The sequence below is a fragment of the Paraburkholderia phosphatilytica genome (assembly GCF_003443895.1).
GTDB classification, from domain to species: domain Bacteria; phylum Pseudomonadota; class Gammaproteobacteria; order Burkholderiales; family Burkholderiaceae; genus Paraburkholderia; species Paraburkholderia phosphatilytica.
Map to the genome: position 1 here is coordinate 1 of NZ_QQOA01000079.1, position 13,952 is coordinate 13,952.

Annotated in this window: 15 protein-coding genes and 3 pseudogenes; 7 read left to right on the forward strand and 11 right to left on the reverse strand. The window is 58.3% G+C overall.

Annotation, left to right across the window (positions count from 1 at the left end; translation table 11 throughout):
• Both tnpA and DVS29_RS36200 read left to right on the forward strand, forming a co-directional pair.
• Positions 1–174: pseudogene (gene tnpA / locus DVS29_RS36195) on the forward strand (IS200/IS605-like element ISAba30 family transposase); the annotation flags it as partial.
• A gap of 268 nt (positions 175–442) precedes the next feature.
• Positions 443–985 carry an XRE family transcriptional regulator gene (locus DVS29_RS36200; RefSeq protein WP_124800772.1) on the forward strand — a complete coding sequence of 181 codons (543 nt, stop codon included), beginning with the start codon at positions 443–445 and terminating at the stop codon, positions 983–985.
• Positions 986–993: 8 nt separating this feature from the next.
• Here DVS29_RS36200 and DVS29_RS36205 read toward each other — a convergent pair whose 3' ends face one another.
• Complete coding sequence (locus tag DVS29_RS36205; protein WP_118186082.1) at positions 994–1,905, reverse strand: CHAD domain-containing protein; 912 nt, start codon at positions 1,903–1,905, stop codon at positions 994–996.
• Positions 1,906–2,141: 236 nt separating this feature from the next.
• Here DVS29_RS36205 and DVS29_RS36210 point away from each other — a divergent pair, with 236 nt between their 5' ends.
• Positions 2,142–2,510 (forward strand): NUDIX hydrolase, encoded by a 369-nt coding sequence (locus tag DVS29_RS36210; protein ID WP_118186084.1) that lies wholly within the window; start codon positions 2,142–2,144, stop codon positions 2,508–2,510.
• An 87-nt stretch (positions 2,511–2,597) separates the two neighbouring features.
• Here DVS29_RS36210 and DVS29_RS36215 read toward each other — a convergent pair whose 3' ends face one another.
• Positions 2,598–3,053, reverse strand: a complete 456-nt coding sequence (locus tag DVS29_RS36215; protein WP_240655988.1) for a universal stress protein — start codon at positions 3,051–3,053, stop codon at positions 2,598–2,600.
• A 644-nt stretch (positions 3,054–3,697) separates the two neighbouring features.
• Here DVS29_RS36215 and DVS29_RS36225 point away from each other — a divergent pair.
• The 4 genes and pseudogenes from DVS29_RS36225 to DVS29_RS36240 form a co-directional block, all read left to right on the forward strand.
• Complete coding sequence (locus DVS29_RS36225; RefSeq protein ID WP_124800773.1) at positions 3,698–4,147, forward strand: hypothetical protein; 450 nt, start codon at positions 3,698–3,700, stop codon at positions 4,145–4,147.
• A 132-nt stretch (positions 4,148–4,279) separates the two neighbouring features.
• Positions 4,280–5,244: pseudogene (locus DVS29_RS36230) on the forward strand (IS3 family transposase); the annotation flags it as partial.
• A gap of 213 nt (positions 5,245–5,457) precedes the next feature.
• On the forward strand, positions 5,458–6,513 hold the full coding sequence (locus DVS29_RS36235) for an IS110 family RNA-guided transposase (protein WP_118186090.1): 1,056 nt from the start codon (positions 5,458–5,460) through the stop codon (positions 6,511–6,513).
• A gap of 12 nt (positions 6,514–6,525) precedes the next feature.
• A pseudogene (locus DVS29_RS36240) lies at positions 6,526–6,741 on the forward strand (IS3 family transposase); the annotation flags it as partial.
• Between the two features lie 86 nt (positions 6,742–6,827).
• Here the strand turns inward: DVS29_RS36240 and DVS29_RS37135 are convergent.
• From DVS29_RS37135 to DVS29_RS36270, 9 genes are all read right to left on the reverse strand, one after another.
• Positions 6,828–7,190 carry a hypothetical protein gene (locus DVS29_RS37135; RefSeq protein WP_124800774.1) on the reverse strand — a complete coding sequence of 121 codons (363 nt, stop codon included), beginning with the start codon at positions 7,188–7,190 and terminating at the stop codon, positions 6,828–6,830.
• A 690-nt stretch (positions 7,191–7,880) separates the two neighbouring features.
• Positions 7,881–8,576 (reverse strand): hypothetical protein, encoded by a 696-nt coding sequence (locus DVS29_RS36245; RefSeq protein WP_124800775.1) that lies wholly within the window; start codon positions 8,574–8,576, stop codon positions 7,881–7,883.
• Between the two features lie 62 nt (positions 8,577–8,638).
• On the reverse strand, positions 8,639–9,220 hold the full coding sequence (locus DVS29_RS36250) for a GNAT family N-acetyltransferase (protein ID WP_118186094.1): 582 nt from the start codon (positions 9,218–9,220) through the stop codon (positions 8,639–8,641).
• Positions 9,207–9,464 (reverse strand): hypothetical protein, encoded by a 258-nt coding sequence (locus DVS29_RS37140; RefSeq protein WP_124800776.1) that lies wholly within the window; start codon positions 9,462–9,464, stop codon positions 9,207–9,209. Before DVS29_RS37140 ends, DVS29_RS36250 begins: the two co-directional genes overlap by 14 nt.
• 55 nt (positions 9,465–9,519) lie before the next feature.
• A complete protein-coding gene (locus DVS29_RS36255; RefSeq protein WP_118186096.1) occupies positions 9,520–10,125 on the reverse strand; it encodes a nucleotidyltransferase family protein in 606 nt (201 codons plus the stop codon).
• Positions 10,126–10,470: 345 nt separating this feature from the next.
• The gene (locus tag DVS29_RS36260) at positions 10,471–11,421 is read right to left on the reverse strand and encodes a beta propeller repeat protein (protein ID WP_124800777.1); all 951 of its coding nucleotides are present in this window, start codon (positions 11,419–11,421) and stop codon (positions 10,471–10,473) included.
• Between the two features lie 113 nt (positions 11,422–11,534).
• Entirely contained in the window at positions 11,535–11,981 is a 447-nt protein-coding gene (locus tag DVS29_RS37145; RefSeq protein WP_124800778.1) for a hypothetical protein, read from the reverse strand.
• Positions 11,982–11,985: 4 nt separating this feature from the next.
• On the reverse strand, positions 11,986–12,441 hold the full coding sequence (locus DVS29_RS36265; RefSeq protein ID WP_118186100.1) for a hypothetical protein: 456 nt from the start codon (positions 12,439–12,441) through the stop codon (positions 11,986–11,988).
• 2 nt (positions 12,442–12,443) lie between these two features.
• Positions 12,444–13,322 (reverse strand): cell envelope integrity protein TolA, encoded by an 879-nt coding sequence (locus tag DVS29_RS36270; protein WP_124800779.1) that lies wholly within the window; start codon positions 13,320–13,322, stop codon positions 12,444–12,446.
• Between the last annotated feature and the right edge of the window lie 630 nt (positions 13,323–13,952).

Here is a 13,952-nt window from a genome sequence, read left to right on the forward strand (position 1 = left end):
AACAGCCTCAAGGGCGTATCGAGCCGTCTGCTGCGCAAAGAGCGCCCGGACATCCAGAAACGTTACTGGAAGGGCGTGCTCTGGTCGCCGTCCTACTTTGCTTCATCCTGCGGCGGTGCCCCGATATCTATCGTGCGCCAGTACATCGAGCAGCAGCAGCAGACGCCACACTGAAAACCCAACAGCAAGGACGCCTACGGCGTCCGCACTATCCTTTCCCGCCCTGAAGGACGGCGCTTGCCGCGCTCCGGGTCAATCAGGCGCAGTTCAACCGCTATCTGAACGGCACGACGCATCCGTCGAATCACATGCTGGAGCGTCTATCTATGCGACTTCTTTTGGGGTGGAGTCGTCGGAGATCTTCCTGCCGCATGACCATTTTCGCCAGATGGTTCAGGTCAGGCCGAGGCAACGGCCACCTGCGGCGGTCTACCAGGAACACGTGAGCGGACTTCAGGCGCGTTCGTCAGGCGGGCTCGACAAGTATCTGGGCTATTACTTCGAGTATTACTACTCGATGAGCGCGCCGGGCAAGATATTGCGCGGCCTCGTCTACATCTTCTCGCGCGACGGCGCGGTGTATCACGAACGGATCGAACACTTCCGCAAATGGGAAAGCCTGAGCGACGCCTATAAATGCCATTACATGGGCGCCGTCTTTCAGTTGAATGATCGAATTTTTCTGGTCGACTACGAGTCGTTGACGGGCAACGAGATCGCGCAGACGATCCTGTTTCCGACGTACAAGAACCGGGTCGGGAGGTTGACGGGACTCATGCTGGGCGTTTCGTCGAGCAATCAGCGCCGCATTGCATGCACGCGCGCGTTGTTCGAGTGGCTCGGTCATCGGGTCGATCTGCACAAGGCGCTTTCAGCTTGCGGCCTGCTCGATTCGAACGATTCGGCTATCGACCTGTGGATCGTCAACGCAATCGACAACTCCGCGGCCAAAGGCGAGTTCCACTTTTACGCGGCCGCGCTGTAAGGGGTGTTTCACCCCGCAATCGCCCTCACCCGCCGCGAAGCCGCGCGCATGCGCCGGCCCTTCTGCTCTTCGAGCCATTGCAGCGACGCCTGCAGCACCTCCGCCGGAACCTCGTTGAACGACGCGCTGCGAATCAGCACCTCGCTCGCGGCGATGTCGTTGAACAGTCCGAGCTTGTTCTGTACCGACGTCAGGTCCTTGATGGTGCGGCCATGACCGCCCTTGATGACGGGCTGGAAAAATTCGAGCAGGTACCTGAGCTTCTTGCCCGCCTTGCGAACGTCATGCAGTTCTTCTTCGTGAGCGGTCTCGTTACGTGCCGCCCGCCTGCTTCGCTTTTGCAGCGTCAGTTGCGCGAGACGGACGCGCTCCTCGGCAAACGCCCGGATGGGCAGATCGTTGCAACGCGATTCGAGCGTGGTCTGCGCGCGCAGCAGCACATCGTTCAGGAACGCCTCGACAACGTCGCACTGGATCATCGTCTGGCTATGCGCGACCGCCTGTTCTCGCTTCTCGCGCGCCGCGGCCACCAGCATCTCGATCGACGCGCCCGACTCCTGCGCGGCCTTCAGCAGATCGCCCGCTATGTCCCAGTCACGCGTGCCGCCCGCCACCGCGGCAAGCCGCTTGAATTCTTCGGTGGCCTGCGCAGTGGCTTCCTCGCCGAGATACGGTGAGTACGCCCAGTACAGCGCCCTAAGCTTTCTGAAAGCGACGCGAAGCTGATGAAAACCCTCGGCGTCGCTCTTCGTGGAGAGTTCTCTTGCCCGTTGCACGGCCTCCGCGACCACCGGCTTCGCGAGCGAAGAGAACGTACTGGCGATGGAGCTTCGTTTGGAGATCGCGGAAGCGGACCGCTGCCGGTCGGCTTTGAAGAGCGTGTTCGGCCGCGGCAAGCGCCACTCACCATCCATATCCATTGCAGTCTCAATTCGAACCAAAAAGTTTGGTCAAGACATTAGCACAGTCAATTCCAGACAGCGCCATGATTTTTGTGACGCTTTGATGAAGCCTCTATAAAATGTGGCGCGTATGCGCCCTTGCTGCCCGGCGGCGTGCCGTTCTGTATTACGATGCTAACGACGTCAAGCACTGCCCCGATACATTCAAGCGCGCTCGAGCGCCTCGGAAACACCTGGAAGAGTGGGAGTTCGGTTTGAAGAAACGCGCCACCGTGATCTGTCGCAGAGGCAAGCGAATCCTCCTGGTCGCACGTAGTCAGTCGAAGTGGGCTTTGCCTGGCGGAATTCTGAAGCGCGGAGAACACCGCCTGGACGCGGCGCTTCGGGAACTCAAAGAAGAAACACGGCTGTCGGGGAAATCGGCCAAATATCTGTTCGACTTTCGCGGCAAGCAGAAACATCATCACGTGTTCGCCTGCGAAATTCCCGATCGCGCCAAAGCGCGCCCGAACAACGAAATCGCCAAATGTCGCTGGGTTCACCTCGACGACATCTCTCGCCTGATTACCAGCGCGCCGACGCCCGATATCGTCAAGCTGATGAGTCAACGGCGCAGGAAGTAATCACCCGCTACGCGCCCTCCGCCCGTGGCGCGGCAGCCGTGCGCGGCGGATACCGATAGAAGCCCTCCAGCGTCGCGACCGCGACGCTCAATGCAGCAGCGTCACCGGCGTCGACGACAGGCGCCACAGTTTCGCAAACATCCCCCAGCGAGAAAAGAAGCCGAGCCCGGTCGCGTCGAGCAGCACCAGGTCGGCATTGCCGCGGCGTGCACAGGTCGCGATCTGGCGGTCGGCGGGACCGAACACGCGCTTCCACGTGTAAGGGACGCCCGCGTCGTCGAGAATCGCGCAGGTCCGCAGCAGCGCATCACGCATCTCGTCTTTTTCCTGCCGGCGCAGTTCGCCAAGCGAGCGGAACGCGCTCGTCCGGCTATGCCCCACTTCTTCAAGCACCTCGACGATCTCGACCGCGGACACGCAGTGCTCCGCAAACAGGAACGCGCCATGGCGCGCGGCCTCGAGCGCACCCTTGCGGCTCACGATCGGTATCAGCAGTTTCAGCACGGTCAGCCTCGGCAGATTGGAGTTGTGTTCATGCTCCATTGCAGCAGGCCGATCGCAAACATGTCGCAAAAGCCCGGACGCCGCGCGTAAAGAAATCGCTAAAACGCCCACTTCCACCCCCAGGGTTTTGGAGCATTGCGACGCATCACGTCGCGGAATTACGCATTGGGAAATCATTTACGCGAAGTGAGCCAGCGATGCAGACAGCGGTTCGGAGCGCAAGGCGATCGCGAAACGCGAACCTGCTGAGCTTTACGCGCAGTTGCAGGATCCGCAGTCGGCGTTGTGCGCGCATCTTGAAGCGATACGGCAAAGTGGGTTGTCTGTCGTGCGGGGTTTGATGGTGCCGGGTATCGATGCGATGGTGGCGCCTGCTTTCGATGTTCGCGGCGATATCGTCGCGGCGCTGACGTCGATCGGTCCGGACAACAGCTTCGATCCTTCTCTGGATGATGCAAGTCGCTTGAGCACCATACTCCTAACACGCATTACTTGCGCCAATCATCGAGCCTGTCATGCAGGCAAATGGGGTTCGCGTTAGCCCAGCGAACGTGGACTTCCAGATATTGCCAATACTCCTCAAGTTCCGACAACCTGCGCCGTTATCCGATGAGTGAAGTTTCGATCGTCACGCACGCTCGCGAACGAAATCTGAACCGGCATATGCTCATCGGGTGGCATCGATGTACCAACGTCTTACTGAAAGAGTTCCACTTTTCGGCGTGAACGCACCGTGGTCCGTGCGCGGATCATTTGTGCTTCTCGTGTTCGTCTGGTTCTGGGAACTCAACCGTTCGCTCGACATGCTTTCGCTGATGAAGCATTTTCACCCAACCCCGAAACAACACGTCGGCCTGGTGCTCATGCTCGTCATCTGGGGCGGGTGGCAGTTGCTCAACGTCGTGCTACTGACGGGCATCGCATATCGGTGCAACTGGGCGAGGGTGATTGAGTTGATCATCACAGTGTCAGGCATGCTGCTGCTCCTGACGATGCTGCTGCTGAAACAGCGTTTCGATCCCGGTCTGCTCTATTTCAGCAACGCGGCAGCAACGACACTGCTGTTCGTGCCGTCGGCCGCTGCGTGGTTCGGTGGATCGTTTGTTCATGCGGAACGCAGCCCCCGCTCCTGAAGGATCACCGCTGCTGTATCAACAGGAGCACACGACGCCGCGCGGCACGCGGAGTCTCGATATGAGCTTCCCCTGAAATTTCGCCTTCCAGCAGGTCGCGTATAAACTCGACCCAACGGAAGGAAAGAAGAGATGTTCAAGGTACCGCATCAGGTGTACACGGCAGAGTTCAAGGAAGCGGCCGTGCAACGAGTCAAGGACGGGCAAAGCGTGAGCGCTGTGGCCCGCGAACTGGGCATGTCGATGCAGACGCTGCGCAACTGGCTCAAAGCGTCGGAAGCAGGCAAGCTCAATGGCCCCGGGGCAAAGGTCGTCACGGCGGAACAGATGGAGCTCTCGCGTCTGCGAGCGGAGAACAAGCGCTTGCAGATGGAGCTGGAAATCGCAAAAAAAGCGGCGGCGTTCTTCGCGAAGGACCTCCTGTGAAGTACGCCTGGATTGACACGCAGTGCCGGCAGTATCCCCTGTCGGTGCTGTGCGAGGTCCTTGCTGTAAGCATCAACGGCTATCGCGCCTGGAAGCGCGGCGGTACGCCTGAGCGACAGCGGCTGACTGATGCCCAGTTGCTCACGTTGATTCGAACGATTCATGCCAAGGTCAAAGGCGCTTACGGTTCGCCGCGCATGACCGACGAGGTGCGCTCCCGCGGCTTTCCGGCCAGCAAAGCACGTGTGGAACGGCTGATGAGCGCCAACGGTATCCGAGCCCGCCACAAGCGCCGTTATCGGGTGACAACCGATTCCCGGCACAAGCTGCCGGTCGCGCAGAACGTGTTGAACCGCAACTTCACGCCGGCCGAGCCCAATCAGGTGTTCACCTCGGACATCACGTACATCTGGACCGACGAAGGCTGGCTGTATCTGGCGGTCACGCTGGACCTGTTCAATCGGGAGGGCGTGGGCTGGTCCGTCAAGCCGCGCATGACGGCGGACCTCGTGACCGCCGCGCTGACGATGGCATGGTTCCGCCGCAGGCCCGCGCCCGGCGTGCTGCATCACTCGGACAGAGGCAGTCAATACGCGAGCCACGAATTCCAGCGCAAGCTGGCCTCCTACGGCATGCGATGCTCAATGAGCCGCAAAGGAAATTGCTGGGACACTCAGTCCAAAATACGCCTCGAACGTCGGCCCGATCTGACCCGTGCTGGGATTGGCCGAGCTGCCTTGGCATTGACCTGTCGATCGGGTTCCGGCGTTCCCCGAGCGTTGCCGGGCCCAGCGTCTGTGACCTGATAGGAGCTTTGTTCTGCACCGTGAGTGTCCTGTCCTGCGATTGGGGTTGGTGATGCGCCCACCACAACGGACACACGCATGGAACAAAACGAAGTGATTCTGGGTGTCGACACGCATCTGGATACGCATGTCGGGGCTGTAATCAGCGACACGGGCAGACTTCTCGGTACGCTATCGGTAACGACCGACACGGCAGGATATCTCGCCCTGCTGACATGGGCGAACTCGCTCGGACAGCTACGCCGTGCCGGCGTTGAAGGAACCGGCACCTACGGAGCAGGATTGGCACGCGTGCTACGCGATCATGAGATCGAGGTGCTTGAAGTCAATCGGCCCGATCGGGCGATGCGCCGGTCCAAAGGAAAATCAGATCCAACAGATGCCGAAAACGCCGCACGTGCGGTCCTCGCCGGTAAGGCTACGGCTATTCCAAAGGAACAGTCTGGTGCCGCCGAGGCAATGCGCGCCGTCTCCGTCTCCGTCGCCAGGCGCAGTGCCGTCAAGGCCAAGACGCAGGCTATCAATCAGTTACGGGCCTTGCTCGTGAACGCTCCCCAGGAGATCCGCGAGCGCCTTCTGAAAACGAAGGCCGCAGAATGTGTTGACAGTTGCGCCCGTCTTCGCTCGTTGGGCAAAACGCCAATGTTGCAAACGCTCACGACCACACTGCGTCTGCTGGCCAAGCGCTGGTTGACGCTCGCAGAGGAGCTCAAAGCGCTCGACACCATGCTGGACAGCCTGACCAGCCAGCATGCCAGGCGACTTCGCGATCGGTTCGGCGTTGGCCCGCAAACCGCTGCAGTATTGGTTGCTGTGGCGGGTGACAATCCCGAACGCCTGAAGAGTGAGGCCGCGCTGGCGGCCCTTTGTGGGACGAGCCCATTACAGGCATCTTCCGGCAAGACGGTCCGGCATCGATTGAACAGAGGTGGTGACCGGTCTGCAAATAACGCTCTATGGACCATTGCGATGGTGCGGATGCGCAGCGACCCGCGTACCCGGGCGTATGTCGACCGTCGGACGAAGGAAGGCATGTCGAACAAGGAAATCCACCGCTGCCTGAAACGCTATATCGTACGGGAGTTGTACCCGCTCATCCTCGCCGATCTGGCCGATTCGGCGCATGTTGCTTGACATAGGAGCGTCAACGCACCGACGGAAAGCTTCTTCAACAGCCTGAAGAACGAGCGGGTACACGGCACGAGATATCGCACGCATCGCGAAGCCGTGGCGGACTTGTTCGAATACATAGAAGTGTTTTATAACCGCAGTCGTCGTCATTCATCGCTTCGCTTCATGTCGCCAACTCAGTTCATGCAAGACTGGCTTGCGGCTCAACGGACAAAGGATACGGCTGCATAACCCAGTGCCTCTGGAAGGCGAAAAACCGAGGGAAGCTCAATAGTTGCGCGCACGGAGGATGTTAGAACTGATAGCAGGATCTGACGCTAGGCCTCATCTGCATACACATCGTATGTGCACAAAAAATCTGGATTGCTGACAACCTCTCCAGATGACTTCAAGTGATATTCGCCTGGTCGAGCAGTCTCAACACTCGACAAATCGGGAGGTAGTGTGAATTCGCCAGCACCGCTCCTCAAGCGCAGGACAATTCCGCCGTCCGGGCTCACTTGAATGACCTCTCCCTGGAACTGCTCTGTCCGAAGCAACGTGTGATCGGCGCTCCAATACGAGATCCCGACGAGTGCTGTCTTACCGATCATGCCATTCGCGCGCACACGGTCCCATTGATCGTTCATAATGCCTTCTGGATTTTCTGTCGTTCGCAAAGCAACATAGTAGATGGTCAACGAACCTGGCGCATGTGTCGACCGACCATATCTGGCCGGTGGCCACCAGCAACCCGCAGCGGTCCGTCACGTTGAGGACGGACACTCCACCGTCACATGCTCGACATTGCCGTGGCAGGATCAATAGCCGCACTCGCTTCATTCCCTCACGAGCCATCGGACCTGGACAGGGTCGAGCGCAACGACATCTAACAGATCATCCATACAGACGAGCGAGAAATGTCGTCGATTTTCCGTTCCGGGGAGATCCATATATTGAGAAAGCCACTCTGATCCCTCGACAATCACAATCGGACGCACCCAGCTACTCCACAAGGGATCTCCGCATTTTGGCCGCGACGGCACTCGACGTTGAACAATTGATCCGTGAAACTCTGGCGTCCACCGTAACCCGATGACGCCTGAAAAGCGAATTTCCAGATCTCGCTTTCGTGGTTCACCATCCGTATTGAGCTTCGAAAAGTGCATCACAACACAAAGACGTTCGTCTTCAAACGTGAAATGCAGACAAGGACACGGGAAATCTATGTCTGCCACCGGCTCCCAGACCACGGCTCTTTCTGACATCGTTACTCTCCACACTTTGCGTTCGATGTGACAGATAGCTCAAATTCATCTTCAGAAACCTCGCCGCAGTGCTTGTTGACGACTTGCACCTGTCCAACGCCTGGAATTGGCCGACCTCAGAACCTACCGCAACGCGCAGCGCGACTGCGGCGCCTGCCACTCTTCGCCGACCAGTCCTTTCCCATCAGGCGCATAGGCGATGACCGCATAGTGGATGGGCGACCCATGCCCGCCTTGTCCAGGGTTCACGAAACTCGTAACGATCTGGGTAGTGACATTGTCTGCACGCCACTCATACCTGGAAAAGAAGTATCCGAGCGTCCCGATCCGGGGTTGAATTGTTACCTCCGACTCAGGGCTGCCGAAAACACTGCGAGCGTTCGCTTCGAGCCCATCGCTGCTGCGAAGTCGCAGAACGATCGCTTCGAGCTTCCCGTCGACAACACCGGCGCAAACCGAGTCAGATAGACCGACGGCTGGGTAGTGTTTGGGCAGATCAAGTTGCTCGAGCCAGACCAACTGAGCTTCAGACAACGGCTTCCCGGCATCACGACCGTCCAGATGTTTGAAGCATGTCCCTGAAACGATGTAGGCATAGTGTCTCGCAGAAGCCGTCGCACCTTCCGTTTGGCACTCGGGAATGTCGAACGTCGCGCCAATCTCATGCCCGATCACGCTGACGCCGTGCTCCGACTTTGCCAACATGGCGCGTTTATCCGTGACGAGATGGTTTTCCTGATACGCGCTCACCCCAAGCAAGCTCGCAACCAGTATCGCCATGACAACGACGGGGAAAACCAGGAAGCGCTGCCCTGCCATCGACTCTCTTTGCATTTATCGCCTTTCCGATATCTCATGCGATTCTGTTCAGACGGGAATAGTCAAGGGCCGGCCGAGTCGTCCAGACCAATACGGTAGCGGAAACTCTCCGCACATCCAAAAGCCGCCGTCTTTCTGAACCGCCCGATCAAGACGCCATTGCACGAGGCAATCACGCGTTGCGACCCGACGTTGTCCGGATCGGTTGTCAGTTCGACATAGGGCAACCCGATTTTCCTGGCTTCGTTCAGCATTAAACGCAACGCCTGTGCGGCGTAACCGTTGCCTCTCTTCCACGGTACGGCCGAAAAGCCGATGTGTCCGGGCACATACGGCGGCAACCCGGCAGTCCCATGCTGCCAGCGAAGTCCAATCACACCGCTAAACTCGCTGTCCCAGATCCATCGCACGATGCCTGGCAGACGTGCGACGGTTGAGCCATCGGGCAGAAAAATCGGGCCGCCCGACGCGGACGGATCATCGAGACCATCGACAAATGCTTTCGCATTCGCTTCGATAGCCTGCAGCTGTTCGCGAGTCGCGGCCTCTTTGCGAACGTTGTCAGGAGACCACCCCGACTCAAGGGCGGATACGTAGCTCGCCAGCAATGAGGTTGCAGGCTTTAGCAGTTCAATGGTGCTCATTTGCCAGACATACCAAACGCAGGAATTCACTCCTCTCGTCCATCGAATTCACGCAGAACCGTTCGAAGGTTTCTGCGCGACGCAAATCGGCGTAGAGCCCGGTCGGATCTTCGTGAAAGTGAAGAAACGCTTTACCCCCGCGATAAAACACCCCTCGCGATCTTTCCGTCAGCCCCGGTATCTCCCGCAATCGATGCAAAACATTGTCGAGCCGATCGAGCGCGTCAGAACCTGCGTGCTTCATTTCGCCTCCATGACTTTGGCGGTACTTCCATGCGGTTGGTCTCCACTCCAACCTTTCAACACGGTACCACGCATACATGCGGCCAGCGCTTTTGATACTGCTTCTGCGCGACTCGCTTTCGATACGTGTCGATGCTGACGCGCGCGGGATTTCGCCGGACGATCATGGCGAAAAGATCGTCGAGCCCATAGGGTGCGATAACGTCGATCGAGTCGTCGTCCCGCAATGACACGCCTACCGATGTGGCAAATTCCGGCCACGACGCAACCGCGTCCTGTAGCGACTCGAGCGGTGCGACAGGATGACCGAACGTTGACTCGAACCACACATGTACCGCTGCCTGATTCGTAACCTCCCACGGCACGAACGGATCAAGATCGTTCAAACGGCATTGGATCTCCGCGTCGCGCTCCGTCGAAAGATCGGTGGCGTTGAAGTGGGCGACGTCGATGTCGGGCAGGAGCGATGGCGTTTGATACCCGTGCAACGAGTCCCACACGAGATTGCGCACCGCGCCCGCGCCGATGCACCAGGAAGGCAGGTTCAAGGTACGAGCTGCGACGAGTGCAGGCCAGAACCAGGTTGATTCGCGCGCGATGGTTGCGAGGCGTGTGGTCAACTGGCTAGTTTGCAAATGACTATCAACAGTTGGAACGTCCATGGGCGAATCCTGGCATCGTGCTATGCAGGTGCCCGTGGGACGCCTACCGCATCTCGCTCTCCGCCTGATGGCAGGCGTTGCAGAACGAGAGCGCGAAGACCCGTGCTGTTCCGCCAGATCGTTTTTCTCATCGTCTATCGTTGCTCCGCAAACCACAGCGGCATCGCCGTTACGATTAAACTCTGCCGTACATTGTCGACGTTTCGGCCGGACATGTCGAATGTCCGAATTGATAGCTCGCTGTATCGCAGATCGCTCTGCTTTCGTGGTGGCGGCCGCACCTCGGACTTCCTCAACTGCTCGCAGCGAATGGGCAGTCGCTGAAGCTATTGCCCGAGAGCGTTATCACGGAACGTTGTGGGGATTCTCGAAAACTTCCCACGTCGAACCGTCGAACCGAACCAGCCTGCGCGAAGCCATTACCCACAAGACACCGTCCTTCGCTTCCACAGTCGCCACTCCGTCAAGGCCGAACCTGTCGCTCTCAAAGAACCGTTGTGGACCGTTTTCACCGAGCTCATAAAGGCCATCTCCTGCACCGGCATAAAGACGCCCGTTGAGGATCGCGAGCGAATAGAAGTCCGTACTGAGACTTTTGCGAGCGACAGCGGTGAAGCCTGTCTGCGCGTTGCCCTTGAGCAACGTACCTTTACCTCCCGCAATCCAGACGGTCCCGTCGTCGACCGGGAGGATACAGTTGAGGTGTGCAGCCGTCGGTTTCGGCACGCCGGCCCAGGTTGTGCCGTCGAAGAAGGCGACGTAACCGTCGTTTCCGACTGCGTAAATGGCCTGTTCGTGCAGGCCGTTGATATCCGTGAGCCCAATGGTTCCATTCGCCGACTGGCTAAGCGCAGCGAGCAGCTCGTTAGGGTCCTCGATCGAACCGATGTCCACCGGCTTCTGCAAAAGCTGGTTGTCCATGTGGATCCAACCTGAAGCCTCGCGACGGCAAACCTGACCGCCGTATCCACAGACGTACAGGTGTACGCCGATTTCGCAAATTCGCGTGACGTAACCGTAGTTCGGTGAGCCTGTTCCGAGGCCTGCATCGGGGATGCGTTCGATGACGGACCCCTCGCGGCTGTAGCACTCGACGTCGCCCTGTTCGCTCAGCGCGTAGATTTTGCGCACACTGTTTGGAGCAGGCGTGGGGAAACAGGTCGACACGACACGCCATCCGGACAGGTCGTGGAAGAACCATCTGTCTGCCGTCTGGTGCTGGTAGAACACCAGTCGCGATATTGAACAGTCTTCTTCCTTCTCAATCTCATCCAGAGTACTGGACAGATAAAACATGTCGCGGTTGATGGCACAGCCGGCATGGAACGAAAGCCTCGAGTGTCGTGGCATCTCATCGACTCTACGAACACATCAAGCAAGCGAACTTCGTCGAGCGCCGGCATTACGACTTACGACAGCGGACCCATGTCTTCCAACGACTTGTCCCACCATCCACTCTCGAATGCGGTCACTGTTAGCGCCTTGAAATCATCGCCGCGAAACCCGGAGAGACTCACGCCCAGCGTCTTGAAGACTATGAATCCGTCGCCTTCGTATGCGTCATGGTCGAATGCACGCAATTCCACAATCGTTCGATTGTAGTCGTGTTGAAAAATCCGTACGCCTCGCATCATGACGTTTGCATAGGAAGAAGGAAAACCAATCTCTGCTACGGTCCCATTCTCCGCACACGCCACAATTATGGCATCGCGAACCTCTGTCCTATCGCCAAGGAAATTATTAAACTTGCGCGTAGATGCACCCCAGCGACTTTCAACTTCACCAGACGACATGCCGAACCGTATCTCTGCAACACCATGATGGGGTATGACTTCGTAAGCCTTTTCGCGGTCCATCAGTTCATATCTTCACGGCTGTTAGCCGCGAATCATTCTCGTCACGCACACCCTTGGCGAACACTGTTACCGCGCGATCGTCCTGCTCCGTCACATGAAAGCCGTCAAGCGTGACGCCGAACTTGAATAAGATCGTGAACCCTACGTGCTCTTTTGGTGTCCCGTCCGCCAGGCAAAGGTCACGGTAAGCGGTTGGACCGTCCCGATCAAATAGCTTGAAACCGGCTACTTGCGCCTCTGACTGTTTTGCGCCGAAGCCAACCTCCTGTACCGAGCCGGCAGCATCAGAGGAAATTACCGTGAGGTCCTCGGTATTCCATCTATCGATGATTCGGGCGCCGAAGCGGCTTTTCTTCGAATGGTCCGGCGGGCCAAGGAGTGCATGCAACTGTGAGCGATCCATACCCAGTCTTATGGGGCCGGCGCTGACGTAAGGGACAATGACAAACGGTGTAATCATATCTAACCCATCGGTAGTAGATTATTCTTCTCGAGGCATTTGAAATATTCAAGCATCTCGAGCATCGCTTCATTGTACTTCCGCGGGTCGCCGATAGCTTTCGCGATCTCCCGCACGTCCTGAATTTCTATGGACATCGCTTCTCGCCATTTTCCATCCTTCAACAGATTCGCGATCATTTCGCGGTACTCCGCACCTTCAGTACCATTCCGACCGTTGCTGGATGTCTGATGATGATCGGCTGGGTCCATCTGGATAGCAGGTCCGTCTTTTTTGGGCAGCGGGCTTGCATCATCCGCCGGCATATGGTGGGAGTCCTTCCCGTCGTTTGCAGGCTTGCTCGTTTTGCTGTGCGCGCCACCGCGGTATGGACCTTTCCCTGAGCCCTGTTTCAGATGGTCGCAGGGACCACCTTTGACCTTGCCGCCGTCCTTGTCCGTAGGTGGTTTCGATGCATCTTCTTCGGCCGCTTTCTCGGCATCCTTTTCTGCCTGCTTTTTGGCTTCCTGCTCCGCCAGCTTCTTTGCTTCCTGTTCGGCAAGCTGCTTGGCTTCGAGTTTCGCTGCGTCTTCAGCCGTTTCTTTTGCAGCGAGCTTCGCCGCGCCTTTGATCCCGAATTCCGCGACCTTTCCGGCTGTGCCTGCGACCGGCACGAGGTCAAGTACAGCGGCTCCCCCCGATATGCCCGCCTGCACCATGTTCCCTTCCGCGGTGTAAACGAGTGCGTTTGCGCCGTCGAAAACGGCGCCGACCTCGGGGATCGCACCCAACGCATCGAGGCCGCCATGAATCCAGCCGCTCGCAGCGGACCACCAGCCTGTTTCAGCGGCAGTCTCCGCCACGACCGTAGGATTGGCGGCCTCCGCCGGAACGCTGGACATGTCGACCTGGCCGTATAACCGGCCTATCGTGTTTCCCTGGTCACTCACTGGATTCCTCGGGCGTCATTTTTTCGCCATCCGTTCCCGGAGTGCCTCGAACTTCCGCAGCATCTCGTGGCCGTCAGGCGTCGCCCCCGCAACCGGTGCAGTCTGCTTCCTTGCGACCGGTTATCCATGTTTGTCGAGAGCGTAGTCGGTAGCGGGTGTAGAGTCTTCATATCGTTGCGGAAAACTTCCAAATCGGGTTCACGCATCCGTGTGCTAAAGCTCGTGCCAGGGATACTTGAATCGTTGCGCCGCAGGCCAAACTGTTAGCGCTGCTGTGGATTTCTACTGACGTTGCTCCAACCTTCAGGTACGCCTTCATCCGGGTTGTACACGTGCCCGGCAAGACGTCCCATCTCGACTGCGGTGTCGCTCTGCCCGAACCGGTCAGCGACGCCCTGAAGCGTGTCGCGTTCAGGTCCGGGCGGCATTCCGGCCGCCCTGCTACGTGCGTCAGCGATGCTGAGCTTGCGCGCGCCAGCAAGAGGCCTAGGGAATGTCTGCAAAAGTCCTGGCGTCGACGTACGGGTGGACTATCCTGGGAGATAGGAAAGTTTAAGGGGTTCTTCGATGACGCAACTTGGT

Coding starts and splice junctions, on each gene's coding strand:
- DVS29_RS36205 (WP_118186082.1), bottom strand. CDS start 1,905: ATGGATATGGATGGTGAGTGGCGCTTGCCGCGGCCGAACACGCTCTTC.
- DVS29_RS36215 (WP_240655988.1), bottom strand. CDS start 3,053: ATGGAGCATGAACACAACTCCAATCTGCCGAGGCTGACCGTGCTGAAA.
- DVS29_RS36225 (WP_124800773.1), top strand. CDS start 3,698: ATGTACCAACGTCTTACTGAAAGAGTTCCACTTTTCGGCGTGAACGCA.
- DVS29_RS36235 (WP_118186090.1), top strand. CDS start 5,458: ATGGAACAAAACGAAGTGATTCTGGGTGTCGACACGCATCTGGATACG.
- DVS29_RS36245 (WP_124800775.1), bottom strand. CDS start 8,576: ATGGCAGGGCAGCGCTTCCTGGTTTTCCCCGTCGTTGTCATGGCGATA.
- DVS29_RS36250 (WP_118186094.1), bottom strand. CDS start 9,220: ATGAGCACCATTGAACTGCTAAAGCCTGCAACCTCATTGCTGGCGAGC.
- DVS29_RS37140 (WP_124800776.1), bottom strand. CDS start 9,464: ATGAAGCACGCAGGTTCTGACGCGCTCGATCGGCTCGACAATGTTTTG.
- DVS29_RS36255 (WP_118186096.1), bottom strand. CDS start 10,125: ATGGACGTTCCAACTGTTGATAGTCATTTGCAAACTAGCCAGTTGACC.
- DVS29_RS36260 (WP_124800777.1), bottom strand. CDS start 11,421: ATGTTTTATCTGTCCAGTACTCTGGATGAGATTGAGAAGGAAGAAGAC.
- DVS29_RS37145 (WP_124800778.1), bottom strand. CDS start 11,981: ATGGACCGCGAAAAGGCTTACGAAGTCATACCCCATCATGGTGTTGCA.
- DVS29_RS36265 (WP_118186100.1), bottom strand. CDS start 12,441: ATGATTACACCGTTTGTCATTGTCCCTTACGTCAGCGCCGGCCCCATA.
- DVS29_RS36270 (WP_124800779.1), bottom strand. CDS start 13,322: ATGTCCAGCGTTCCGGCGGAGGCCGCCAATCCTACGGTCGTGGCGGAG.